Genomic DNA, 24,443 nt, shown 5'->3' with positions numbered 1-24,443 from the left:
CCGATCGCACGAAGAGAGAGCCCTCTGTGCCCCGTATCGCACTCGTCACCTACGACCCCGGTCCTGAGCCCGGCAAGGACCAGGACCTTCCCCTGCTGGTAGGGGCGCTGCGGGACGCCGGTGCCGAGGCCGTCGCTGTGCCCTGGGACGCCCCCGGCGCCGACTGGGGCGGCTTCGACCTCGCCGTGATCCGGTCGACCTGGGACTACAGCTGGCGGACGGAGGAGTTCGCGGCGTGGGTGGAGCGGTGCGGAACGCTGACGCGGCTCGCCAACCCGCCCGGGGTCGTGCGGTGGAACACGGACAAGCGGTACCTCGGGGATCTGGCGGCTGCCGGTGTGCCCGTCGTCCCCACCCGGTACATAGCGCCCGGCGAGCCCGCCGACCTCCCTGACCACCAGGAGTACGTCGTCAAGCCCACCTCCGGCGCCGGCGCCCGTTTCGCCGCCCGCTACACCCACGACGAGCACGAAACGGCCGTACGGCACCTGGAGCGGATGCACGCCGAGGGCTTCACGGCGATGGTGCAGCCGTACATGCGCAGCATCGACTCCGCCGGCGAGCGGGCCCTCCAGTTCTTCGGCGGACGCCTGCTGCACGCCAGTCGCAAGGGCGCGGTCCTCGCGCCGGGCACGCCGTACGACGCCGACAAGGTCGCCCACCCCGACCTCGAACCCTGGGAGCCGACCGCCGCCGAACTCGACGTCGCCGAGCGGGCGCTGGCCGCCGTACCCGGGCAGCCGGAGCTGCTGTACGCGCGCGTGGACGTCGTCACCGGGCCGGACGGGGAGCCGTGCGTGATGGAACTGGAGCTGGTCGAGCCGAACCTGTTCCTGTGGCTGCACCCGGAGTCCGTGCCGGGGGTGGTCGAGGCGGTCCTGGCCGCCGCCGGCTGATCACCCGCGGACATACGTCCCTTGGTGAGGCTTTTGGTGTAGTGGTAGGGCCATGCCCTCCGCGCGACGGTCCTGGGCACCGCTGCTCGCGGTGTGCGCCGGGTACTTCATGGTGATCCTCGACGTGACGGTCATCAACGTCGCCGTGCCGGTGATCGGGCGGGAGCTGTCGGCCTCGCTCACCGGCATCCAGTGGATCACCGACGGGTACACCCTGGTCCTCGCCGGGTTCCTGCTGACCGGCGGTGCGCTCGGGGACCGGCTGGGCAACCGCCGGGTCTTCTGCTCGGGCGTGGCGGTCTTCACCGTGTCCTCCGCCGCGTGCGCGCTCGCGCCCACCGCGCCCTTCCTGGTGGCGGCCCGGCTGGTGGAGGGGCTCGGCGCGGCGCTGATCGTGCCCGGCTCCCTGGCCCTGCTCCAGCAGGCCTATCCCGAGCGGACCGCACGCTCCCGGGCCTTCGGGCTGTGGGGCTCCATGGCGGGCATCGCGGCCTCCGCCGGGCCGCTGCTGGGCGGGCTGCTCGTCTCCACGGTGGGCTGGCGCTGGGTGTTCCTCGTCAACCTGCCCGTCGGCGTGGCCTGCCTGGTGCTGACGCTGCGGCACGTGGCCCGCTCGCCCCGGCGCGCCGGCCGGGCCCTGGACTGGCCGGCGCAGTGCGCGGTCGTGGCGGCGGTGGCGCTGCTGACCGCGGCGCTCAACGAGGCCGGGCGGCGGGGCTGGACCGATCCGGCCGTGCTCGCCGGTGCGGGCCTGGCCGTACTGGCCGCCGTGGCGTTCGTGGTGCGTGAGCGGCTCGCCCGGTCCCCGGTCCTCCCGCTCGGCCTGCTGCGTTCCCCCGCCCTGAGCGGCGGAGCCGGCATCGGCCTGCTGTTCAACTTCGGCTTCTACGGCATGGTGTTCACCGCCAGCCTGGAGTTCCAGCACCAGCGCGGCTACAGCGCCCTCGGCACCGGTCTCGCGCTGTTCCCGGCCGTGGCGATGACCACGTTCGCCTCCGTCCTGTCCGGGCGGCTCACCCGCCGCACCGGCGACCGTCCCCTGGTGGTCTCCGGGATGCTGCTGGCCGCCCTGGGGCTGGCCGGCTGGGCCGCGGCCGGCGCCGACGCCGCCTACGCGCTGCTGGTGGTCCCGATGATGGCCGCGGGATTCGGTACGTCCTTCGCCCTCACCGGCTCGACCGCCACCGTGATGGGCGCCGCCCCCGAGGCGTACTCGGGGGCCGCCTCCGCCCTGTTCAACACCACCCGCCAGATCGGCAGCGCCACCGGCGTCGCCCTCGGCGGCAGCCTGCTCGCCTCCGCCGGCGACTACGGCACCGGGATCCGCACCAGCATGCTCATCGGCGCGCTCGCCTACCTGGCGGCCGCGGGCCTGGCATGGCGCCGCGTGCCCGCGAAGGCCCGGCGGTCCGACGAGGACACCCCCTAGGAGTCCCTCAGCCCTGACGGCCGGTCACGGCCACCCGCTGCACCAGCCCCCACGTGAACTCCGCGACGACCTCCCACCGCACGCCCTGCGCGTCCGGCGCGGTGAACGCCAGTCCCCAGCGGGTCGGGGCCGTGCCCTCCAGGGGACGGGCCGGGGCGAAGGCGCGGGCCGCCTCGTCGACCGTGCAGGACCAGGGGGTGAGGTCGTCGAGCGTGCGCAACCCGGGCCCCTCGGCGCCCGGGGCGCGGACCAGCCACTCGTTCCACACCGCGCCGTTCGGGGCGGTCAGGACCTCGAAGCGCAGGTCGGGCCAGAGGGGGACGGGCCAGAGCCAGGCCTCGCAGTCCAGGTCGCCGATCCGGCGGGCGGTGCGGGACTCGGGTTCGCCCAGCACCGAGCGGTAGCGGGAGAGGGACGAGCGGGACCGCGGGGAGCGGACCATCGCCTGCCAGCGTTTGTTGGCCTCGCGCATGTCCGCGAGGGAGACCCCCAGCTCGTGCCGGGCTTCCTCCACCAGATCGGGGTTGTGGTCGGCCATGCGGCGCAGCAGCACCAGCTGGAAGCCGAGCGGTGTGAAGGGGCTAGCGGGGCGCTTTCCGGAGGGCATGGGAACCATCGTCGCCCACCGGCGCGGTGCCCGGGCGGCGGCCGTCCGGGAGGAAGAGCACCGAGTTGACGTAGCGCGGGCCGCGCAGGACGCCGGACGGCAGGACGCGGCGCAGCAGGCCGTGCGAGACCACGTAGGAGGCGTCCTCCTGGTGCGCCTCCAGGGGGAACTTCGCCAGCGGCACCCACCGGTCGCCGGGCAGGACCCAGCCGTCGTAGCCGAGCAGCGACAGGTACGTCACCACCGGGCTGATCGGCTGGATGCGGGACTCCAGCTCCACGAACAGGGCCGGGCGGTCGCGGGCCAGCAGGCCCGTCGCGCCCCGCAGGACCGCCGGCTCGTTGCCGTCCACGTCGATCTTGATGAAGCCGACGTTCCGCAGCCCCAGTTCGTCCAGCGTGACGCAGGGGACGTCCAGCGCCCGGCCGTGGATGTCGCGCCGCACCAGCGACGACACGCCCCGGTCACCGGAGTCGTCCGACGGCAGCCACAGGCGGGCGATGCCCGGGCGGTCCGAGGCCGCGGCACGGATCACCCGTACGTTCGGCGGGACGTCGGCGGCCAGCAGCCGGGCCAGGTGGGGCACCGGTTCGATCGTCACGACGTGCTCGGCCAGGCCGGACAGCCGGTGCGTCCAGGGCCCGTACCAGCCGCCGACGTCCACCGCCGTACCGCAGTCCGGCGGGCACAGCTCGGCGAGCCGGGCCAGCTCCGGTTCGAACCGGGGGTAGAGCGCCCGGGCCGTCGCGGCCACCAGACGGGTGGGCAGGAAGGGCGCGAGGCGGGCTGCCAGGCTGGTCATGGGGCCATCCTCTGGAGAAGTTCCTCGTGCTCGTCGTCCGAGACCTGCTCGCCCGAGGACGGCAGGAGCTGCGGAATGCCGTCGAGGATCGGATAGCGGCGGCGCAACCGCGGGTTGTACAGCGCCTCCTCCTGCCCGGTCTCCTCGGCCAGCAGATGCAGCGGGCCCTTGTCGAGCGGGCAGGCAAGGATCTTCAGCAGCGGGTCGTCGGGCTTCATGGGGAGGCCAACTCCTTGGCTGGTGCGGTGGGTTGGGGAGTGGGGTCGTGCTTCGGCATGGTCAGCAGCACGGCGACCGCCAGGGCCGTGCCCGCCAACCGCAGCGCGAGCCGCAGCGGATCGTCCGGCAGAGCCTCGCCGAACGACAGCGTGCCGAGCACCGCCGTGAACAGGGACGTCACGGTCGTGCACACCGGCACGATCAGCGAGGCCCGGCAGCGCTGGAGCGCCGCCTGCGACATCACCAGGCCGAACACACCGGTGAACAGCAGCAGATACGGATACGGGGAGCTCAGCAGGTCCAGCACCGCACCGCCGATCCCGCTGGTCGTCAGATGGCTCGACACACCTTTGATGGCCAGCGAACTGACGCCGTACAGCAGCCCCACGGCCACCCCGTACTCGACGCCGGTCGTCGGCCGCCGGTGCCGGTTGCGGGCCCGCCGCTCGGCCGAGCCGTACAGCCACAGCCCGGCCGCCAGCGACGGCACGCACACCAGCAGGATCAACTGGTACGGCGCGTCCTGGCTGACGGTGTCCGAGCCCTCGCGCAGCGACAGCACCACCATCAGCAGCGCGAGCAGGATCGCACCCAGCGCGTACCGCTCCCGGCCGCTCGTCTCCTCCCCGAGCAGCCGGGCGGACAGCAGCACGAGCAGCACCAGGCCGGAGACGAAGATGCCCTGCGCGGCGGCGATCGGGAGGGTGCGGTAGACGACGAGCTGCGCGGCGAAACCGGCGGCCAGGGCGAGGGAACCGCCGATCCACAGGGGGCTGCCGAGGACGAGGCGCAACAGCCGGGCCGGCTTCCGGATGCTCACCTCGGGGAGCGAGGTGAGCGCCCGCTTCTCCAGCACGAAGCCCAGGCTGTACAGGGTGTTCGCCAGCAGGGCCGCGGCCACTCCCCACCACATGGGCTACGTCCTCCTGGCGTGCAGCAGCAGGATCGACGCTAGCTGCGGCCGGGCACAGGCCAGCCGGTCCAGCGGCCGCAGCGGACGCGGTACGCCGTGGAAGGGAGCACCTTCCAGCCGTACGACCGTGAACCCGGACGCGGCGACGAACTCCCGCAGCGCCCGGGCGGTGTAGAGGCGCAGGTGTCCTACGACCTCCCGGCCCGGGCGGCCGTGGATGCCGCGCAGGCTGACCTCAGAGAAGACCGGCTGGACGCCGGCGAGCAGCAACGCGCGGTTGTACCAGGCGGCCAGGTTCGGCGTGGACAGCATCAGGTGCCCGCCGGGCCGCAGGATCCTGCGGATTTCGTCGAGCGCCGCGTCCGGGTCGACGAGGTGCTCGATCACCTCGCTGAACAGCACGGCGTCGGCCGACTCCGGCGCGAACGGCAGCCCGCCGCCGGTGAGTTCACCGCGGACCGCGTACGGGATGCGGGTGCGGGCGCGCCTCAGGGCGTCCTGCGACCAGTCGACGCCGATGACGCGGTGGCCGGGGAGGAAGGGCGCGGCGACGGCCGCGGCGGTGCCGTCCCCGCAGCCGATGTCGAGGACTGTCCGTGTGTGACCGGTCGTGGCCGGTCCGAGGGCGGCGGCCAGCATGCGGGCCTGGCGGATGCTGCGCGGAGTGCCGGAGGCGACGGGGACGGCCGGGTTCTCGTAGAAGTCACGCAACTCGGGGGGCCGGGCGGGGGCGCTCGTCACGGGGTCACCTCCGTGGTGTGCAGATAGTGCTCGAACAGGTCGCGGAGGTGGGCGCCGTCGCCGTGGCTGAGCAGGGCACGGGACCAGCGCAGGGCCAGGTGGAGGCGGCCGGCGGTGGAAGCGGTGGTCACGGTGAGGCCGCGCGGCATCCGGGCCGGCGCCGAGAACCAGACCGCGTGCGCGCGGCCCGTCTCCTCCCCGAAGTCGAGGGGGTACGGGATACGGCCGATGTTGCTGAGCAGGGTGGTCGACGTCCAGGGCGCGGCGGCCCGGCGCAGGGTGCGGGTGAGGGCGGCGCGGGCGGCGACCGGGGCCCAGGGGGCGGTGAGGAGGGCGGCGCCGTGGCCCAGTTGGGGGCGGGGGAGGGCCTTCAGCGCCCGGGTCCGCTCCGCGGTGCGCCGGAGGAGGGCGGTCATGTCCGGGTGGTTCAACTCGGATGGGGTGAAGGGGACTTCCACCAGGCGGGTGCCGTTGCCGATGGGCATCGTGGTGTCGCGGGGGCGGTCGTCCACGGGCATGGTGATGCGCAGGGGGCGGGGCCGGGCGCCGTGCTCCCTGTTCCAGTGGGCGATGGTCAGGGCCGTGGTGACCATGAGCTGGTCGTTGACGGTGTAGGGGGAGCCCTTGGGGCGGTGGGGGAGGGGGAGTTCCGTCACCAGCATGCCGTTGCCGGGGGAGGGGTCCGGAGTGCCGGGCGCCACCCGTGCGGGGGGTGACCAGGTGGTCGGGGTGTCCGAGGATTCCTGGCGGGGCTCGGCGGGTCGGACCGGGGGTGCCGCGGGGGCGTTGTCCCTGCCTCCGTAGAGTTCGGCGGCCGTGGCCAGGACGCGGAGGCAGGCCGGGCCGTCGAGGGCGGTGTGGTTGATGGTGAGGAAGAGGACCGAGTCCACCACTTCGAGCCGTATGGGCGGGGACACCGACAGCGGTGGCGCCTCCGTCAGGGCCCGGGTCCTGGCGTCCTGGAGCGCCCGCGGCCCGGGCGGGGCGAAGGTCACCACCTCCACATCGGGCTCCGGCGTCAGCTCCCACTCGTACCGCCGCCGGTACCACGGCCCCCGCGCCTCCCGCATCAGGATCCGCGGATGCCGGTGCAGGGCCTCCGTGAACGCCTTGCGCAGACGCATCTGGTCGACGGGACCGGGGAGATGGACCTCGATGTGGACCGTCTCCGGTTCCTCCTCCTGGAGGCAGTGCCGGGACACCTCGTCCACCACCGGGAACGGGATGCGTACCGGTGCCGTCATGCGGGCTCGCCCTTCCCCGTGTCCGTCGTCCTGGGCAGCTGCTGCGTCGGCGCCTCGGAGGAGGGCCCCTCCCGCAGACTCACCAGTCCCGCGAACAGGCCGATCAACGCCAGCAGTTGGGCCGTACGGCCGAACGCTCCCCCGCCCGCGCCCACCGGCTCCCCGGCCCCGGACGCGGCAGCGATGCCCGCCCCCGCCAGCGCTGCGAACGCGATCGGCACCAGCAGCGCGTGCCGCCTGGCCGCGAGCAACGCCAGCGCCGGGACCAGCAGCGCGAGCCAGCCCGCGATCACCGCCCCGACCAGCGTCAGCGCCACCGTGCCGAGCCACAGGCCGGGCAGCGGCGGGGCCGGTTGCGGCGCGTCGGGGCTGGGGGCGCGGCGGCGCCAGAGCGCCAGGCCCAGCAGCACCGCGATGCCGGCGCCGCTGCCGATCAGCCCGGCGTCGTACGTGGTGGCCGGTTCGTAGGACAGCTTGACCGCGCCGCCCGCCCCGGCCGGGACCCGCCAGCCCTGCTGCCAGCCGTCCAGCCGCAGCGGGGTGAGCTCCTTGCCGTTCAGGGTGGCCTTCCAGCCGTCGTTGAAGTTCTCGTACGTCGTCAGGTACGAGGCCGCGCCCGAGCCGACCGACACCTCGCGCCGGTCGCCCAGCCAGTCCCGGACCCGCAGCTCACGCCCGGCCGCGGCGGCCTCCGGGACCGTCCCGCGGGTCAGGGTGACGTCCGTCAGCACGAGGGGGCCGGCGTCGCCGCCCTCCAGCCGGTGGTCGCCCGAGGACAACTGCACCTCGCCGTCGCTGCGGCCCTCCTGGCAGAGCGTCACCTCGACGGACCGCCGTTCCACCAGGTCACGCACGGTGCCCTTCGCGCCCGTCTGGTACAGCTCGCCGTCCAGCGCCACGTCGGGGCCCTTGCCGCACGGCAGGGAGAACTTCCGGGCGCCGTCCGGCTGCGGGGTGCGGTACTGGTCGAGGGAGGGGATGTACGCCTCCGTGAGGCCCACCGGGAGGCGCAGCTTCTCGTCGGCGACCGGGTTGTGCAGGGTCAGCGGGGCCGTCTCGGTGATCGTGATGTCGAGCCGGTCGGTGGTGATCGGCGGGAAGCGTACCCAGCCGTTCTCGTCGACGCCGGCGATCGTCGCACCGTCCGGGGAGCTGATGTGCACCTGGGAGGCACGGGCGGACAGACCGCCCGCGGGGGCCAGGACGAGTTCGCCGACCGGCTGCTTGCCCTCCCAGCTCAGGTGGATCGTCGGCCGGTCGCCCGCGATCCACGCGGTCGTCAGGTCGCCGTCGGTGAGGTTGCGTGCCGCGAGGCCCGCGCCGAGGCGCGCTGTGGAGTCGGCGGTTGCGACGATCCGGGACTGCTGCTCGGGCGCGACCTCGTACAGCAGCCGGTCGAGTTCCTCGCCCGGTACCGGCACCGCGCTCGCCTTCACCTCGTACGTCCCGGCGGCCGGAGTCGTGAAGCGGCGGTGCAGGCCGGCCTCGGTGCCGGTCGCGGAGAGGCCGGTCGGGTCGGAGGCCCGGTGCAGGGAGACGACCGTGGCGGCAGCGGTCGCGTCGGCCGCGTCCGCAGGGAGCCGCAGCAGCCGAGTCACCTGCACGTCCGGCAGGTCGATCTCGGAGAAGCCCGCGCCGGTGAGCCCGGCCCGGCGCTCCACCGAGTCCACGATCGTCAGCTTCATCCACCGGGTGCCGCCCTCGGGCGCCTTGACGCTCTGCGCCGTGCCGTTCGGCCGGAGGAAGCTCGTCCGCTCGCCCTTCTCCGTCTCCACCCGCACCTTCGTCGGGGCCGCCCGCACGCTGTCCTGCGGCAGCGGCGTGACCTTGAAGGAGGACGGCATGTCGTATGAGCCGGTGAAGCCGATGCGCAGCCACTGCCCGTCCGGCGTGTCCGGCGAGCCCTCCGTCCACGCGGTGTCCGGGTTGCCGTCGAAGGCGTTCACCGGGTCGAACTGCGGCAGGTGGAAGAGCCAGTTGCCGTACGAGGAGGCCGTCACCGAGCGGGCGCCGCGCAGTTCGGCCACCGTCTGGTGCTCCGCTCCCTCGGTCGGCAGGATCTGGCGCGGCTTCTCGCCCGGGTCCTGCTGGGCGTCGGGCGCGTTGCGCTCGTCGCGCGTGTACGTGTACGACGTACCGGCGTTGACCACACCGAACCGGGTGTCGGCGCGCCGCATGCCGTCGCCCACCACCTGCACCGCCGGGGTGCCGAGCCCCGGGTGGTTGTCGCCGGTCAGGACGGTCGCCCGCCCGCGCAGCCGGGACGCCAGCGGCAGCAGCGCCTCCGGGCCGCCGGACACCACGGCCGTGTCGGAGACCGGCATGAGTCCCGCCTGCCCGGGCCGGACCACGTCCTGGCCGGTCGGCCGGTAGATCTCCACCGCCCGCTGCCGCGCGTACAGCCCCTCGACCTGGAGCGGGGCGTCCTGCGCGATCCGGCCGCCGGTCATCACCGGCCCCAGCCCCGTCACCCGCTCGTACCCCGACTGTTCGAGGGTGCGCTTGACGGTCGAGGTCGGCACATGGCCGATCTGGTCGGGGTCGAGATCGTTGCGTACGACGACGTAGTACAGCCCCGCCCGGCTCAAGTAGTCGGCGAGACCCGGGACTTCGGCACCGGACAGCAGCGCCTGCTCGACCGCGTCCATCGCGCGACGGTTGCCGGGCGTGCCGAAGGGGACGTAGTCGCGCTGCGCCCACCGCGACTCGGCGAGCACGTCGAGCGGCTGGTCGATGGGCGAGCCCCAGGTGTAGACGCCGTGCGCGGTCGCCGGGACGACCAGGGCGCGCGAGTCGGGCGAGTACTTCTCCAGCCAGTCGGCCGTGGCCTGCCAGTAGGCGGGGAGCTTCTGGAAGGAACCCGGGTTGAGGATCGAGCCGTTGAGGTACGGCCACAGCAGCCCCGGCAGGATCAGCACCGCCGCGATCAGCGGGGCGAAGCGCCGGCCGCGCACCGGGCGGGCCCCGCGCGGCTCGGCGGCCACACCCACCAGATGGGCCAGGCCCAGCACGAACGCCAGCGCCAGGCCCGTCTGGAACTTGTAGATGTTCCGGAACGGCGACAGCCAGCCGTCCAGCCAGCCCTGCACGACCCCGTGGAACGGCGCCCCGAACGCGCCGCCGTACCCGGCGAGCAGTACCAGCGCCGCCACGAGCACCGTCAGCACGAGCCACCGCCGCTCGGGCATGTCCCGCCGGGCGAGCCCGGCAAGCCCGAGCCCGGCCGCGAACGCCGAGCACACGATCACGACGACCGACGAGGCCACGGCCCACCCCGCGGGCAGCCACGCCTCACCGAAGTGCAGGTAGGCGACCCAGTTCCCGGCACCGCGCAGCGCCTCGGTCGCCGACATCGTGTCCGTCGTCGTCTGCGAAGTCTCTATATAGGGGAGGAAGTTCTCGCCGTAGACCCCGAGCAGCAGCAGCGGCACCCACCACCAGGCCGTCACGACGATCACGGCCGGAGCCCACCAGGCGATCAGCTTGCGCTGCCGTGGCCCGGGCGGCCGGGACAGCAGGTACAGCCCGACCGGCAGCAGGGACGCCAGCGTCGCCGAGGCGTTCACGCCGCCCATGAACGGCACCAGCAGCGCCGACCGCAGCGCCGCGACCCGGGCGGCGTACCGCTCGTTCGTCAGCGGCAGCAGCACCCACGGCAGGAACGCGCCGGGCAGTGCGGCGGCCGACGTGGAGCCGATGACGGTGGTGAACACCGGCCACAGCGCGTACGCCGCGGCACCCAGCAGCCTGGAGCCACCACTGCCCACCCGCAGCCGCTCGGCCAGCCGCAGCGCACCCCAGAAGGCGACGGACACGATCAGCGACATCCACAGCCGCTCCGCCAGCCACACCGGCAGTTGTACGAGGTCGCACAGCCAGTAGAACGGCAGCATCGGCCACAGATAGCCGACGTACTGGTCCTGGATCCCGCCGAACCCGGCCCGGTCGTGCCACAACTGCCCCAGGTCGGCGAGGAACTGGCCCGGGTCGACCGTCACCCCGAGTTTGGTGTCGAACGTCTGCCGTCCCGGCTGCACCGCCAGGAACAGCACGAACACCACGGCCCAGAAACCCAGCAGCCAGCGCAGCGACCGCGGGCCCTCGGGCGGGCCCGCCGCGGTCGCGGTGGTGGGGACGGCTGCCGGTGGAGGAGCCTGGACCGTGGTTGTCATGTAGGACACCGCCGCAGGATGAGGAGGAGGTTCCAGGTGGCGAATTCACGGATGCCGGGCGCCTTGACGACGGCCTCCGCGAGGAACGGCCAGTAGCGGGAGCGCGCCGAGACGACCGTGACGTCGTCCCGGGCACGCACCTGCCGCAGGGTGGATCCGATGTGCACCGCGAAGAGGTTCTCGCCGAGCGTGTGCTTGGCGGGCCTGCCGGTCCGCCGCAGGTAGCGGGCCCGGGCCCGCTCGGCACCGAAGTAGTGCCACGGGGCCCACTCGTGCCCGCCCCACGGCGACAGCCAGTTGGTGAACGACACGTAGATCAGCCCGCCCGGCCGTGTCACCCGGGCCAGCTCGCTCAGGAACGTCTCCGGGTCGGCCACGTGCTCCAGCACGTTGGAGGAGAACGTGACGTCCGCGACGCCGTCCCGCAGGGGCAGCAGGTATCCGTCGGCGACGACGGCCGAGTCGGGGGGCTTCTCGCCGAGTTCGGCCATGTCCGGCTCGAAGAGGAACGCGTGCGCTCCGCGTCGCCGGAACTCCTCGGTGAAGTAGCCGCTGCCGCCGCCGACGTCGATGACGGTACGTCCGGCGACGGGACCGTCGTAGGCCTCGACCTGGTCGGCGGCGTCCCGGGCGAGCAGTGAGTAGCAGCTCTCGGGATCGTCCTGTTCGTGGAGGAAGGCACGGAACAGGGCGAGAGACCGTCGCAGGGAGGGGTCGCTCCCATGGGGGCGCGGGGCCGTGACATGTGCGGTTCCGCCGCGTGGGCGCTTGGGCGGTATCACGGGGCCCAGCCCCTCACCGCCTCCGCGGCCACCGCCCGGAACTGCCGCACGGTCCGGTCCCAGCGGAACTGCGCCGCCCGCTCCCGGGCCGCCTTGCCCATCAGCTCCCGCCGCGACCCGGACAGGCCGAGCGCGCACCACGCGGCGGCGAACGAGGACTCACCGCGCGCGAGGACTCCGGTCTCACCGTCCACCACGGAGTCCTTGAGGCCCGGCACGTCGAAGGCCACGGTCGGCGTCTCCCGCGCCGCGGCCTCCGTCACGACCAGACCCCATCCCTCCACGGCGGAGGGATGCAGCAGCAACCAGGCCGCGCACAGCAGCCGGTGCTTCTCGGCCTCCGAGACGTAGCCGGTGAACTCCACACCGGGACCGGCGAGTTGTTCCAGTCTGCCGCGCTCGGGGCCGTCCCCGACGATGACGAGCCGCCCGCCGGTGACCGGCCGCACCCGCTCCCACAACCGCAGCAGCAGATCGATCCGCTTGTACTCGACGAGCCGCCCGACGGCGACGAACAACGGCTCGGGGGAGCGCTCGGCCCGCGGCGCCGGCTCCTCGACACCGTTGTGCACGACCCGGATACGGTCCCGCTCGACACCGATCGCGCGCAGCGCGTGGGCGGTGGAGGAGGAGACCGCGACCAGCAGACTGCGCTGCTGCGCCCCGGTCAGGGCCCAGTGTTCGAGTCTTCGGCCGATCCGCGCGGCCGGTGCCAGCGGCCCGCCGAAGCGCATCTTCCACAGGTCGGTGTGGACGTGGTTGACCAGGCACAGCGTGGGCCCGGAGTGCCACAACGGCGCCAGGTACGGCATGCCGTTGCACACCTCGACCAGCAGATCGCAGTCACCGACCTGGCGGGCGAAGGCCGACCGGGCGCGCAGGTAGTGCCCGTAGGGGCCGCCCGCCGACACGACCCGGTAGTCCCGGAAGGCCGCGGGGCCCCCGCACAGCAGGGTCACCTGGTGGCCGAGCCGGGTCAGGCCGTCGGCGAGCTTGTCGACCAGCAGCTCGGAGCCGCCGGCGGACGGGTTGTCCAGATCGCGATGGGCGAGGAAGACGATCCGGCGCGGATGTGGGGGAAGCGCCGGAAGGTGCTGCGGCGCGCTGGGGGACGCGGCATGCAGCGGGGAGGGCACGTGCTGGGGCATGGGTGCTCCAACTCGTCTCGGGGTGCGGAACTCAGCGTGGGGGCAGGTCTGGCTCTGGGGGGTCTTGCTGTGGGGGGCCTGAGCCCTTCCTGGGAGGGGAGTGTGGACGGCTTGTGCTGGGGTGGGGTTGGACAGTTTTCGCCCGGACGTTCTCCACGGCTACTCACCGGCGTGACAATTTCGGGCTTTGTTAGAGCTGACGTCACATCACATCGTGAGGGTGGGCTGGGGCGTACTGGACGTATCGGACGGAGTGGGCTGCTCCGGCTCCTTCCGCCCACGCGCCACCAGAACGCCACCCGCCACCGCGAGCAGCACACCCGCCACACCGGCCCCGATCGGCAACGTCGTGCCCACCAGGCGCAGTTGACCGCTGTCCCGCTTCGCCTGCCGCACGGCCTCCTTCTGCGTCTCGGTCGTGAACGAGACCTTCCGGCTGTCCAGCAGCACCGCCGCGTCCTTCTTCCCGCCCGGCGCCCGCAGGGTCCGCTTGGGTCCGGTCTGCGCGTAGATCACCCGGCCGGTGGCCTGGTCGACGACCAGCTCGAAGCCGTGGTTGGAGTACCACTCCTCGGCCAGCACCTGCGGCCGCCCGGGCTGGTCGACGAGGCTGCCGGGCACCATCCGCGTGCCGGTCCTCGTCGGCGGCACGGAGCCGGTGAACTTGTAGCCCGTGTAGCCCTGGACCTTCTCGGTGCCCCGGTAGCGCAGCACGACCGTGTCGCCGAGGGTGTTGTCCCACCACTGGTACGAGCGTTTCTGCACGTCGAAGGGGAACTTCAGATAGGCCTCGCCCTCGATGTAGGGCTTCTCCCCGCAGCAGTGCACGGGGCGGTTGGTCTTCCGGTCCATCACCCAGCGGTGCGGTGTGAAGTCGAGGGCGTCGTGCGGGTCGGCGGCCGGCAGCGACTTGTCGGTGTCGACCGTGGTGATCACATCCCAGACGGCGTTGCCGCTGCGTTCGCTGTCCTCGACGTTGCCCCGCACCCGCTGGGTCACCGTGATCTTCCGGTCGGGCACCGTCTCGATCCGGTCAGTGTCGAAGACGCTGCCCCGGCCGGTGTAGACGGCGGTCGTGTCGATGTCGATCGGGTTCACCGCGGCACGCGGCTGCACGTACCAGGCGAGCAGTGGCGCCAGCACCAGCAGGAACGTGCCGAGACCCAGCAGGATCAGGGAAAAAGGAGAGGTTGTACGGCGCATCCGGGCACTCCAGTGGCTTGGGACGGCTCGACGTACGAGAGGGCCGGCACGGCGGCGGAATGCGCGCGTGCGGCTGGGCCGGGAACCGTAGGCGGCTCTTGACGGGGTGTCAATGCTTGTTGAAACTGGGCGGGACAAGCAGGGACGGGGTGCCGGGGTGGGGCAACCTCCGGACGATCTCCGGACGAATCCGGACAGAGAGGCTGACCCTGCGATGTCGAGACTGCTCGCTGCCACGCTGACCGTCGCGCTCGCCGCCGCCCTGGCCGTGGGCGCCGCGCTGGGCGTCGTCGCGCTGCTCGAAGCCACACCCGACCAGCCGAACACCCCCCTGATCACCTACGAGCAGACCGGGCAGGGGAGTTGACGGTGACGGCCGCCCGCACCGGAACCGTCACCACGCGCTCGGCCTGGCACGACGTACCGCGCTTCCAGGTGCGCAGGTTCGCGGCGATCGCCATGGCCGAGGCGCCCGCGCTCGCCGAGGAGATCCTCTGCGAGATCCAGCGCGAGTACCCGCATCTGCCCGTCGTCCTCGACGACTCCGGCGAGCCCATGGCCCTGGTCGGCATCCGCCGCGCCATCGAGGTCTTCGTGCAGCACCTGGAGCACTCGGAGGGCCGGCCCACCGTCCCGCCCGGTGTCTTCCAGGACTTCGGCCGCGGCGAGGGCCTCAACGGCCGCTCGCTCGACTCCCTCCAGGCCATCTACCGCATGGGCGTACGCCTGGCCTGGCGCCGCTTCGCCGACATCGGTCAGCGCGTGGAGATCCCGCCCCCGGCGATGTACGAACTCGTCGACGCGGGCTACGAGTACCTCGACGGCCTGGTCGACCAGTCCGTACGCGGCTACGCCGAGGCCGCGGCCCGCCAGGCCGGCGAACGCCTGCGCCTGCAACGCCGCTTGATGGAACTCCTGCTGGCCGAGCACCACCGCGGCGACCCCACCGAGGCCTTCACCGAACGCGCCGCCCGGATCGGCTGGCCCCTGCCGGAGAAGGTCGCGGTCGGCGTCCTGTTGCGCCCCGCCCGGGAGGCCATGGCGCCCGCGGTCGGCCAGGGGGTGCTGCTCGACATGGAGTACGAGCAGCCCCGCATGGTCGTGCCCGAGCCGGACGCGGCAGGACGCCCCGAACTCCTGCACCGGGCCCTGGCCGGCTGGTCCGGCGCGATCGGCCCGCCCGTCCCGCTCGCCGACGCGGCGAAGTCACTGCGCTGGGCGGAGGCGGCGGTCCGCCTGATGGAACGGGACCTCCTCCCCTCCGGCGAGGTCCTCTACTGCACCGAGCACACCGAGGCGCTGGTCCTCCTCCAGCCCGAGGAACTGATCGACGACCTGGCCCTCAGATGCCTGGCCCCCCTCACCCACTGCGGCCCCACCCACGGCCGCCGCCTCGCGGAGACCCTCCTGGCCTGGCTGGAAACCCGGGGAGGAGCACCGGAGGTCGCGACCCGCCTCGGCGTCCACCCCCAGACCGTCCGCTACCGGCTCCGCCAGATCCGCGAACTGTGGGGCGACGAGATCGACGACCCCGACCGGCGTTTCGAACTGGAGCTGGTGCTGCGGGCGCAGCGGTTGCGGGGGGAGTTGGGGGCGGTGCCCCCGCGGCGGTGAGCCGGGCTGCGCACCCGGCGATGATCACCGCCGCCCTGGGTCACACCGCGGCCCGCTCCTTCGCCGTGGCCCGCCCGGATGCCGGAGCGTCCATCTGTGACGTGTCACACACAGGGCACTTAAATGTGCACTGAACGTGCTTGTGGCGTGCTCGTCGGTTTCTGCCCGCCGGTCCTCTGCCCATTGCCCGGGCAAACCTCTATGGCTAGCCTGTGTTCGTCATGCCGATCGCCTGTTGATATCTCGAACGCTGATATCGCGAACACAGGCGCCTGAGACATATAGGGAGGGGGCCGGTCGTGGGACGCCTCGTACCAGCCGTGACCCGGGCTCTCGACATTCTCGAGCTCTTTCTCGACGGGGACGGAACGCTCTCCGCCCCCGACATCGTGCGCAAGCTCCAGCTGCCGCGCACGACCGTGCACGAGCTGGTGACCACGCTCGCCGCCCGGAAGTACATCGTCCCCATGCCCGGCCAGCCCGGACGCTACCGGCTCGGTGTGCGCCCGTACCAGCTCGGTGCCCGCTACGCCGAGCAGCTCGACCTCGCCGCCGAGGGGCAGCAGGTCGCCCGGTCCGTCGCCGAGACCTGCGACGAGACGGTGCACGTGGCGATCCTGGAGGACACGGACGTCATCTACATCGCCAAGGTCGACTCCACGCACGCCGTGCGGATGGTGTCGGCGGCCGGGCGCAGGCTGCCCGCCCACTGCACCTCCGTCGGCAAGATGCTGCTGGCCTCCCTTCCCGAGCACGAGCTCGCCGCGCGGTTCCCCGACGGCGCCGAGCTGGTCGCGATGACCCCCAACAGCATCACCGACCCGGCCGCCCTGCGCGAGACCCTGGCCGAGATCCGTGAGCGGGGCATCGCTGTCGAGAACCGCGAGTCCAACCCGGACGTGAGCTGCGTGGCCGCACCGGTCCGCGACCGCGCCGGCCAGGTCGTCGCCGCCCTGTCGATCTCCGTGCCCATGATCCGCTGGAGCGAGGACCGCCGCGCCGAGCTGGAGCAGCTCGCCGCGAAGGGCGCCGCCGAGCTGTCCGAGCACCTCGGTCACCGGAGCGTGGCATGACGACGACGCCGTACGAGGTCGCCGTACGGGCCGAGGCCGAGCTCGGCGAGGGGCCGACCTGGGACGCGGCGGCCGGCCGGCTCCTCTGGATCGACATCCTCGGCTGCCGGGTGCACACGTACGACCCGGTCACCGGGCGCCGCACGGTCCGCCGGACGGAACAGCACGTGGGCGCCGTCAAGCCGCGGGCCGGGGGCGGGCTGGTGCTGAACCTGCGCGACGGCATCGGTCTCCTCGACCCCGACGGCGACTCCCACGGCGGCTTCCGCTGGCTGCACCGCGAGCCCGTCCCCGGCCGCCGCGCCAACGACGCCGCCGTCGCGCCGGACGGCTCGTTGTGGGCCGGCACGATGCGGTACGACGAGGCGCCCGGGGGCGGGACGCTGTCCCGCGTCACCGGTGACGGCTCGGTCGAGGTGATCCTTGACGACGTGGCGGTGAGCAACGGCACGGGGTGGAGTCCCGATGGCCGGCTCATGTACTACATCGACTCCCCGACCCGGCGGGTCGAGGTGTTCGACCACGCGGACGGGCGGCTGTCCGGGCGGCGGACCCTCGCCGTGGTCGAGGACGGCGCGGGATTTCCCGACGGCCTGACCGTGGATGCCGACGGGTGTGTGTGGGTGGCGCTGTGGCAGGGGGCGGCGGTGCGCAGGTACACGCCGGAGGGGCGGCTGGACCGGGTGATCGAGTTGCCCGTGCCGTTGGTTACCGCGTGTGCGTTCGGTGGGGCCGGGCTGAGTGATCTGTACATCACGACGGCTCGGACCGGGCTGACGGAGCCGCCGGCGCTGGCGGGGTCGGTGTTCGTGGTGCCGGGGGTGGGCAAGGGGGTTGCCCAGCCCGCCTTCCAAGGCTGAGGTCCGCTGGTGGGGGAAGGCGCGCAACCCGACGCTGCGGGGTGCCGCTGCGCCCACCCGTGCCGCCCCAGCGGCACGACTGCCCGCAGCTAGGCCAGCCCGGCGGCCTTCCGCTCCTCCGACGTCAGCGGCGGAGCCGTCAGCGCCGGCTTCAGCGGCCCCACCGCCGCCGCCACCATCACCGAGGGCGTCAGCAGCACCCCCGCCCCCCGCTCCAGTGACGTCACGTCCGTCACGCGGCGGGCGATGCGGCCGCTGCCCGTCGCCGTGTACATCAGGCGGTCGACGTACGCCGTCACGAGCCGGTCCCGGAGCGTGGGGCCCTGCTCCGTCGCGCCCGGGTAGAAGACGTCCTGCCCGATCGCCAGGTCCCAGGCCGCGCCGACCGGGCGGGACACCGCCTTCTGGATCAGCCGGGACAGTCCGGGAGCCGCCCAGCCATGGCGCCGTACCGTGTCCCGCAGGAGCAGGGCGCTCTGCGCGGCGACGGCCAGGCCGTGCCCGTAGACCGGGTTGAACGCGGCGAGGGCGTCACCGAGGACGGCGAAGTTCGCGGGCCACACCGGCATCCGCTCGTAGAAGTGCCGGCGGTTGACGGTGGTGCGGGTGAAGGCCACGTCGGACAGCGGCTCGGCCCGTTCGATCAGCTCGCCGATGACCGGGTGCCGCAGTTCCTCGCGGGCGAAGCGGACGAAGTCGTCGTTCTCCGGGGACGGCCGGCCGCCGCGGGTGCCGCACAGGGTGACGATCCACCGACCCTCCTCGATGGGCAGCAGGAACCCCGCCCGGCCGGGACCGCCCTCGCGCCGGTCGGGCTGCACGTTGACGACGGGGAAGCCGTCGCGGGCCGCGGCGGGGGCGAGGTAGAGGCGGCTGGCGTACGCCAGGCCCGCGTCGACCTCGCGCCGCTCCGCCGGCGGCAGGCCGAGGGCGGTCAGCCACCGGGCGGCCTGAGAGCCGCGGCCCGAGGCGTCGACCACCAGGTCCGCGTCGAGGGTCCGCTCGGGGCCGTCGTGGGGCCTGATCCGCATGCCCGTGACGGCCGCCTCCGTGCCGGTCAGGCCCACAGCCTCTGCCCGTTCGACGACCTCGATCCGCCGGTCGGCGAGGACCCGGGCGCGGACCGTGGCGTCGAGCAGGTCCCGGCCGGCGAGGATCACGTGGTGGGACTCGGCCCAGCGCCGGAACCAGCCCCGCGTTCCCAGGGCCACGATGTCCGTCGTGACCGGCAGCCGGTTCGCCCCGGCCTCCCGGAGCGCCCCGGTGATCCCCGGCAGCAGCTCCTCCATGGCCAGCACCCCGCCCGACCACAGCATGTGGGCGTGCCGGGCCTGCGGCAGTCCCTTGCGGGGGCCGGGGAAGGCGGGCAGCGCGTCGCGCTCCACGACGACGACGCGGTCGGCGACGTCGGCCAGGGCGCGGGCCGCGAGCATGCCGGAGTGGGATCCCCCCAGGACGACGGCGGTTCTGGCGGGGGTGGGACGGTCAGTCATGCGCGGGCGTTCTCTCTCCCGGGGGCGGCCGCGCGTGAGCGTACCGCCTCGATGTGGTCGCGGTGACGCAGGGCCAGGGACACGGCCTGGATCTCCTGGAGCAGGTAGGCGGTGTCGGGGCCGGACGGGGCGGCGGCGCTGTCGGTCTGCGGGGCCCGCTCCCGCGCGGCGACGGCGTCCAGGATGGTGACGGCGGCGGCCAGGGCCTTCGCCCGGCCGGGCTCGAAGCCGAGGCCCAGGGCGGCGTCGTAGGAACGCTCCCGCAGGTTCTCGTCGAGGTGCCGGGAGAGCTGGAGGAGCACGTCGCGGATGTACGTCTCGCGGCGGATCAGGCGCAGTTCGCCGGTGGCGCGCGGGGTGAAGGGGGCACCGCCGCCGTTCACGGTGCGCAGCAGCAGGTAGAGGGGGCGCAACTGCCAGTGGGCGAGCCGGATGCGCCAGCGCTCGTGCAGGTACTGACCGCCGTGCGGGATGATGAAGCCGATCGCGACCATCGTGGCCGACAGGCAGGCGGCCGAGGGTGCCACGTAGGTGCTCAGCCAGTCCAGGTCGTGGCCCGTCATCCGGGCGACGACGGCGGTGAGTTTGGCGACGTCGAAGAGCAGGTTCGTCGCGTAGCCGACACCCAGGAACCGCAGCCCCCAGCGCAGCCAGGCGTCCAGGCCGTCGGTGCGGACCCAGTTCCAGATCAGTCGGGCCGTGACCGAGCAGGCCACGGTGTGCGCGAGCAGGTAGAGCAGGATCTCCTCGCGCATGAAGGGCGTGTTGGCGTAGTACGTGTCCAGGTCCCGGCGGCGTTCCACGGGGACGTCCGCGAGCCAGAACAGCACCCACAGGGCGACGACCACGGCCGCGTAGGCGAAGACGACCCACCGGGCGGCGCGGCGCGTCGAGCCCGAGCGGTCGGACAGGCCGTTGCGCCAGGCGACGATCAGCAGCAGCCAGGACGCGCACAGCGCGGTGAGCAGCGAGTAGACCAGCGGTGCCGCGATGTTCGGCACGCCGGTGACGCGGTTGGTCCAGCCGATGACCGAAGGGGACGCGAAGACGAACACGGCACAGGCGAACAGCAGCAGCCCGCCGACGGCCCGCAGCATCGGGTCACGCCACATCCTCACCAGGCTGGGCAGCTTCATCACCAGGGCGATGGTCAGCGCCCCGATCGGCAGCCAGAAGGAGACGGAGAAGGAGTCGAAAACGTCCCGTGCGTGGGTCATCGCGCGCCGCCTCCGCGTCCGCGGTAGCCCATCGACCGCCGCACCGGATCGAGGGCGGCGTCCGGCTCGTCCGGGACGGTGCCGTCCGCGAAGGTGCGGAACACGGCCGCCAGCCGGTGCCCGAACTCGTCTGCCTCGGCCTCGTCCCGCTCGCGCGAGCCGTCCCGGGCCGCCACGGTCAGCGCCACGGACGTCCAGCCGGGCTCGCGGTCCAGGGCCCGGGCCGCCGCCGTACCGGCGGCATGGTGGTGGCCGTGCCCCGCGTGCAGATGCCACAACTCATGCCCGAGGATGACCAGTTGCTGCACCGCCTCGGCCCGCTCCTCGACGATGACCAGGTCGAAGTCCTGGAACTCCACCCACAGACCTGTCACTTCGATCTCGTCGGGGAACCGCTCGAAACGCAGCTCGACGGGACGTCCGCCCCGCAGCGCGCTCATCTCCTCGCACAGCGCCCGGCACAACGACCGTACGTCGGCCGGGGCTTGCTCTCGCGCCCGGACCGCGGCGGCGAGCCCGGCGGCCAGGCCGCGCATGGCGGACCCGCGCCGCGACCACCTGAGCGCGGCGGTGACCCGGGCCGCTCCAGCGCCCGCGATGCCCATCGCTCCCCCTTCTCACCGCCGGCCGACGGCTTGGCCGCGCCTCCGAGACTACGCGCCCGAAAGCTTTCGCGTCATGAGATCCGGCGTCGATAGTTCAGCAGGGAACGACCGTTCCTGCCCGAAAGTCGTGCCCGAAGTTCCGGACCGGCCATTGACGCGCAAGCGCTTCGAACTTACGGTCCCGTTCGAAGTCACGAGCACCTACCGATATATCGAACACGACAGCAAGGGCAGGGCATGGGACGACCTGACCTGAATCGCAGGCAGCTTCTCGGCGGGCTCGGAGGACTCTTCGTCGCGAGCAGTTTCGGCTTCGCCGCGCTCGGCACGGGCGCCGACGCACTCGCCGCCGACGCCGACACCCGCGTGCGCTACTGGAACCTCTTCAGCGGCGGCGACGGGTCCAACATGATCGCGATGCTGGACGCCTTCCGCAAGGCCAACCCGGACATCGCGGTGAAGGACTCCACCCTCCAGTGGGGCAGCCCCTTCTACACCAAGCTCGCCATGGCCGCCGCGGGCAACCGCGCACCCGACCTCGGCGTCATGCACCTGGGCCGGGTCACCGGCTTCTCACCCGGCCGCTTCCTCGACCCCTGGGACGTGGACCTGCTGGCCGAGTACGGCGTGCGCGAAGCCGACTTCAACCCCGCGCTGTGGAAGCGCGCCGTCATCGACGGCAAGCTCTACGCCCTCCCGCTCGACATCCACGTCCAGCTCTGCTTCTACCGCAAGGACGTGCTGAAGAAGGCGGGGCTGCTCGGCGACGACGGCCGCATCGTGCCCGTCACCTCCGCCGACGAATGGTTCGACGTACTGAAGGAGGCGAAGAAGGCCACGAAGAAGGGGCTCCAGACCATCGGTCTGTGGCACAACGACCAGAACTTCCAGTGGTGGTTCTTCGTCGCCTTCTACACCCAGCTCGGCGGCACCTGGTTCAACGCCGCCGCCACCGAGGTCACCTTCGACACCGACAAGGCCGTCCAGGTCCTCCAGTTCCTGCGCCGGCACATCACCGACGGATACGCCGACCCGGCCTTCGGGGGTGCCGCGGGCGCCGAGCAGTTCCTCAACGGCTCCCCCTTCGTCTGGGAGGGCAACTGGTCGGTGCCGGTCTACACCGGAGCGAAGCTCGACTACGGCGCCACCCCGCTGCCGCCCGTCTTCGGCAAGCCGGCCACCCATGCCGAGTCGCACGCCTTCGTCCTGCCGCACCAGTCCGACCGCGGCGGCGCCGCCGACGAGGCCGCCCACCGACTCGCCGCGTACGTCGTCCGGCACGCCCGGCAGTGGGCCGCCGGCGGCCACATCCCCGCGTACACGCCGACCCTCTCCACCGCCGCGTACAAGGAGCTGAACCCGCAGAGCGAGTACGTGTCGGCCATGGACCACCAGGCCACCGAGCCGAAGGTGTGGTTCGCGGGCTCCACCGGCATCCTCGCCCAGCGCGTCGGCCCGATCGTCGCCGCCTCGACGATGGGCTCCGCCAAGCCGGAGACCGCCGCCGGCCGGATGAAGGGCGCCCTCACCCAACTCCTCGACATGAAGAACCCCATGGACGGCCACACAGCCGCGGAAGGAGGTGCGGCCGCGTGATGGCGACCAGCGCCCAGACCCTCGCCGCACCCGCCCGCGCCAGGACCGCCGCCGGCAGCGCCACCCTCCGCCGGCGGCAGGGCTTCCAGCACGGCGGCTGGTTCGTGGCCCCGTTCCTCGTCCTGTTCACGCTCTTCGTGATCTGGCCGCTGCTGCGCGGCGTCTACCTCAGCTTCACGGACGCCAACATCTCGGGCGAGGGCGCGAGCTTCGTCGGGCTCGACAACTACCGCGAGGCCCTCGACGACCCGCTGGTGTGGGACTCCCTCGGCCACAGTGCGTACTTCACGCTCCTGGTCGTCCCCTGCATCACGGTCCTCGCCTTCCTCCTCGCGATGCTCGCCCACCACATCGAGCGCGGCAAGTGGCTGTGGCGGCTGTGCTTCTTCGCCCCGTTCCTGTTGCCGTCCACCGTCGCGGCCAACCTGTGGCAGTGGCTCTTCAACCCCGGCACAGGAATGATCAACCACGTCTTCGGCATCGAGACGCCGTGGCTGATCGACAAGTCGTACGCGATGCTCGCCATCGTCATCCAGACCCTGTGGTGGACGGTCGGCTTCAGCTTCCTGCTCTACCTGGCCGCGCTCCAGGGCATCCCCGGCCACCTCTACGAGGCCGCCAGACTGGACGGCGCGAACGCCTGGCACCGCACGGTCCACATCACCCTGCCGATGCTGCGCAACATCACCGGCCTCGTCGTCGCCCTCCAGATCCTCGCCTCGCTCCAGGTCTTCGACCAGGCCGTCGTGATGATGGACTTCCTCCCCGGGCCCGAGGGATCGACCCGCACCTTCGTGCAGTACACCCTCGAAGAGGGCTTCACCAGCTACCGCGTGGGCTACGCCTCCGCCATCTCCGTCATCTTCTTCGTGATCATCGCGGCCGTCGCCCTCGCCCGGATGTGGCTGCTGCGCACCCGTGAGGAGACCGCCAGATGACCACCAAGGCCTGGACGCCCAGCCAGATCGTGCTGACGCTGCTCGGTGCGGCCGTCTCGATCGTCTTCCTCGCCCCGTTCGCGTGGGGTCTGTTCACGTCCCTCAAGTCGGAGACCGAAGCCGTCGAGGTCCCGCCGCACTGGCTCCCGCAGGACTGGACGGGCCAGGCCTGGAAGGCCCTCTTCGAGACCGGCAACATCACCAACTGGTTCGTCAACTCCGTGGTCGTCTCCGTCTGCGTGACGTCCGTGGTGCTGCTCGTGAGCGCACTGGCCGGATACGGCTTCGCCCGCACCGAGTTCCGCGGCAAGAAGCCCCTGATGGGCCTGGTCATGGCCGGTCTGATGATCTCGCCCGCCGTCCTCGGCGTGCCGCTGTTCACCACCGTCCAGCAGATGGGCATGGTCGACACCTACTGGGGCATGATCCTGCCGCAGTGCGCACCCGCCGCGATGGTCTACATCCTCTACAAGTTCTTCCAGGGCATCCCGCGCGAACTGGAAGAGGCCGCGTTCATCGACGGCGCGGGCCGCTGGCGCGTCTTCTTCACCATCGTCCTCCCGCTCTCCCGCCCCTCCCTCGCCGCGGTCGGCATCTTCACGTTCATCGCCTCGTGGAACAACTTCCTCTGGCCGTACATGGTGACCAACAACCCCGACCTGATGACCATGCCGAACGGCATCGCGACCGTCATGAACTCCTACGGCATCCAATGGGCCCAGCTCATGGCCGGCGGCCTGATGGCGGGCCTGCCCCTGATCATCGTCTTCGTCTTCTTCCAGAGGCAGATCGTGGCGGGCGTGGCCCATACGGGCTTGGCCGGGCAGTAGAAAGTCGCCCCGATAGGGGCGCGGGGCTGTGCTCAATATGCGGCTCCGCCGCGTGGGCGCG

General features: G+C 72.5%; 22 protein-coding genes. 9 read left to right on the top strand and 13 right to left on the bottom strand.

Translation table 11 applies throughout. The features are described 5' to 3' along the window. Nucleotides 1–26: 26 nt before the first annotated feature. Complete coding sequence (locus tag ABFX81_RS12945) at nt 27–896, top strand: ATP-grasp domain-containing protein (RefSeq protein WP_086846958.1); 870 nt, start codon at nt 27–29, stop codon at nt 894–896. A gap of 52 nt (nt 897–948) precedes the next feature. Then, the gene (locus ABFX81_RS12940) at nt 949–2,325 is read left to right on the top strand and encodes a DHA2 family efflux MFS transporter permease subunit (RefSeq protein ID WP_086846957.1); all 1,377 of its coding nucleotides are present in this window, start codon (nt 949–951) and stop codon (nt 2,323–2,325) included. A 7-nt stretch (nt 2,326–2,332) separates the two neighbouring features. Here the strand turns inward: ABFX81_RS12940 and ABFX81_RS12935 are convergent, their stop codons facing one another. From ABFX81_RS12935 to pgfA, 10 genes are all read right to left on the bottom strand, one after another. Further along, a complete protein-coding gene (locus tag ABFX81_RS12935) occupies nt 2,333–2,941 on the bottom strand; it encodes a hypothetical protein (RefSeq protein ID WP_086846955.1) in 609 nt (202 codons plus the stop codon). Then, complete coding sequence (locus tag ABFX81_RS12930; RefSeq protein ID WP_086846953.1) at nt 2,907–3,734, bottom strand: FkbM family methyltransferase; 828 nt, start codon at nt 3,732–3,734, stop codon at nt 2,907–2,909. Before ABFX81_RS12930 ends, ABFX81_RS12935 begins: the two co-directional genes overlap by 35 nt. Further along, entirely contained in the window at nt 3,731–3,952 is a 222-nt protein-coding gene (locus ABFX81_RS12925; protein ID WP_086846951.1) for a Trm112 family protein, read from the bottom strand. The genes ABFX81_RS12930 and ABFX81_RS12925 overlap by 4 nt, the downstream gene beginning before the upstream one ends. Continuing rightward, nucleotides 3,949–4,854: a hypothetical protein gene (locus ABFX81_RS12920; RefSeq protein ID WP_086846970.1), complete on the bottom strand. Its 906-nt coding sequence runs from the start codon at nt 4,852–4,854 to the stop codon at nt 3,949–3,951. The genes ABFX81_RS12925 and ABFX81_RS12920 overlap by 4 nt, the downstream gene beginning before the upstream one ends. Before the next feature lie 15 nt (nt 4,855–4,869). Beyond that, nucleotides 4,870–5,607: a methyltransferase domain-containing protein gene (locus tag ABFX81_RS12915; protein ID WP_086846949.1), complete on the bottom strand. Its 738-nt coding sequence runs from the start codon at nt 5,605–5,607 to the stop codon at nt 4,870–4,872. Further along, on the bottom strand, nt 5,604–6,851 hold the full coding sequence (locus ABFX81_RS12910; RefSeq protein ID WP_346138077.1) for a condensation protein: 1,248 nt from the start codon (nt 6,849–6,851) through the stop codon (nt 5,604–5,606). The genes ABFX81_RS12915 and ABFX81_RS12910 overlap by 4 nt, the downstream gene beginning before the upstream one ends. Further along, a complete protein-coding gene (locus ABFX81_RS12905) occupies nt 6,848–11,023 on the bottom strand; it encodes an alpha-(1->3)-arabinofuranosyltransferase (protein ID WP_346138076.1) in 4,176 nt (1,391 codons plus the stop codon). Before ABFX81_RS12905 ends, ABFX81_RS12910 begins: the two co-directional genes overlap by 4 nt. Next, nucleotides 11,020–11,802 carry a class I SAM-dependent methyltransferase gene (locus ABFX81_RS12900; protein WP_428837177.1) on the bottom strand — a complete coding sequence of 261 codons (783 nt, stop codon included), beginning with the start codon at nt 11,800–11,802 and terminating at the stop codon, nt 11,020–11,022. Before ABFX81_RS12900 ends, ABFX81_RS12905 begins: the two co-directional genes overlap by 4 nt. Then, nucleotides 11,802–12,953, bottom strand: coding sequence for a glycosyltransferase family 4 protein (locus ABFX81_RS12895; protein WP_346138075.1), 1,152 nt, complete (start codon nt 12,951–12,953; stop codon nt 11,802–11,804). Before ABFX81_RS12895 ends, ABFX81_RS12900 begins: the two co-directional genes overlap by 1 nt. Before the next feature lie 207 nt (nt 12,954–13,160). Next, on the bottom strand, nt 13,161–14,156 hold the full coding sequence (pgfA, locus tag ABFX81_RS12890) for a cell envelope lipid trafficking protein PgfA (RefSeq protein WP_086854223.1): 996 nt from the start codon (nt 14,154–14,156) through the stop codon (nt 13,161–13,163). A 214-nt stretch (nt 14,157–14,370) separates the two neighbouring features. Here pgfA and ABFX81_RS12885 point away from each other — a divergent pair, with 214 nt between their 5' ends. The 4 genes from ABFX81_RS12885 to ABFX81_RS12870 all read left to right on the top strand — a co-directional run bounded on the left by ABFX81_RS12885 (nt 14,371) and on the right by ABFX81_RS12870 (nt 17,703). After that, entirely contained in the window at nt 14,371–14,523 is a 153-nt protein-coding gene (locus ABFX81_RS12885; RefSeq protein ID WP_167537335.1) for a hypothetical protein, read from the top strand. Nucleotides 14,524–14,525: 2 nt separating this feature from the next. Then, nucleotides 14,526–15,770 carry a PucR-like N-terminal domain-containing protein gene (locus tag ABFX81_RS12880; RefSeq protein ID WP_086854224.1) on the top strand — a complete coding sequence of 415 codons (1,245 nt, stop codon included), beginning with the start codon at nt 14,526–14,528 and terminating at the stop codon, nt 15,768–15,770. 299 nt (nt 15,771–16,069) lie between these two features. Then, nucleotides 16,070–16,843 (top strand): IclR family transcriptional regulator domain-containing protein, encoded by a 774-nt coding sequence (locus ABFX81_RS12875; RefSeq protein WP_086854225.1) that lies wholly within the window; start codon nt 16,070–16,072, stop codon nt 16,841–16,843. Next, entirely contained in the window at nt 16,840–17,703 is an 864-nt protein-coding gene (locus ABFX81_RS12870) for an SMP-30/gluconolactonase/LRE family protein (protein WP_346138074.1), read from the top strand. Before ABFX81_RS12875 ends, ABFX81_RS12870 begins: the two co-directional genes overlap by 4 nt. An 89-nt stretch (nt 17,704–17,792) precedes the next feature. On the opposite strand, the gene ABFX81_RS12865 is transcribed toward ABFX81_RS12870, so the two are convergent. From ABFX81_RS12865 to ABFX81_RS12855, 3 genes are read right to left on the bottom strand one after another with little or no spacing between them, the layout of a single operon-like run. After that, nucleotides 17,793–19,196, bottom strand: coding sequence for an NAD(P)/FAD-dependent oxidoreductase (locus ABFX81_RS12865; protein ID WP_346138073.1), 1,404 nt, complete (start codon nt 19,194–19,196; stop codon nt 17,793–17,795). After that, nucleotides 19,193–20,413, bottom strand: a complete 1,221-nt coding sequence (locus ABFX81_RS12860) for an MAB_1171c family putative transporter (protein WP_086854083.1) — start codon at nt 20,411–20,413, stop codon at nt 19,193–19,195. Before ABFX81_RS12860 ends, ABFX81_RS12865 begins: the two co-directional genes overlap by 4 nt. Continuing rightward, nucleotides 20,410–21,018, bottom strand: a complete 609-nt coding sequence (locus ABFX81_RS12855; protein ID WP_346138072.1) for a toxin-antitoxin system, toxin component family protein — start codon at nt 21,016–21,018, stop codon at nt 20,410–20,412. The genes ABFX81_RS12860 and ABFX81_RS12855 overlap by 4 nt, the downstream gene beginning before the upstream one ends. 237 nt (nt 21,019–21,255) lie before the next feature. On the opposite strand from ABFX81_RS12855, the gene ABFX81_RS12850 reads away from it, so the two are divergent. From ABFX81_RS12850 to ABFX81_RS12840, 3 genes are read left to right on the top strand one after another with little or no spacing between them, the layout of a single operon-like run. After that, nucleotides 21,256–22,614, top strand: a complete 1,359-nt coding sequence (locus ABFX81_RS12850) for an extracellular solute-binding protein (RefSeq protein ID WP_086854084.1) — start codon at nt 21,256–21,258, stop codon at nt 22,612–22,614. Next, complete coding sequence (locus tag ABFX81_RS12845) at nt 22,614–23,552, top strand: carbohydrate ABC transporter permease (protein WP_346138192.1); 939 nt, start codon at nt 22,614–22,616, stop codon at nt 23,550–23,552. The genes ABFX81_RS12850 and ABFX81_RS12845 overlap by 1 nt, the downstream gene beginning before the upstream one ends. Further along, nucleotides 23,549–24,382: an ABC transporter permease subunit gene (locus ABFX81_RS12840; protein WP_086854086.1), complete on the top strand. Its 834-nt coding sequence runs from the start codon at nt 23,549–23,551 to the stop codon at nt 24,380–24,382. Before ABFX81_RS12845 ends, ABFX81_RS12840 begins: the two co-directional genes overlap by 4 nt. Nucleotides 24,383–24,443: the final 61 nt, after the last annotated feature.

The organism is Streptomyces coeruleofuscus (assembly GCF_039532725.1).
Classification (GTDB): Bacteria; Actinomycetota; Actinomycetes; order Streptomycetales; family Streptomycetaceae; genus Streptomyces; species Streptomyces coeruleofuscus.
Note: the sequence above shows the minus strand (reverse complement) of the source record. Positions and strands in the feature narration are given on the sequence as shown.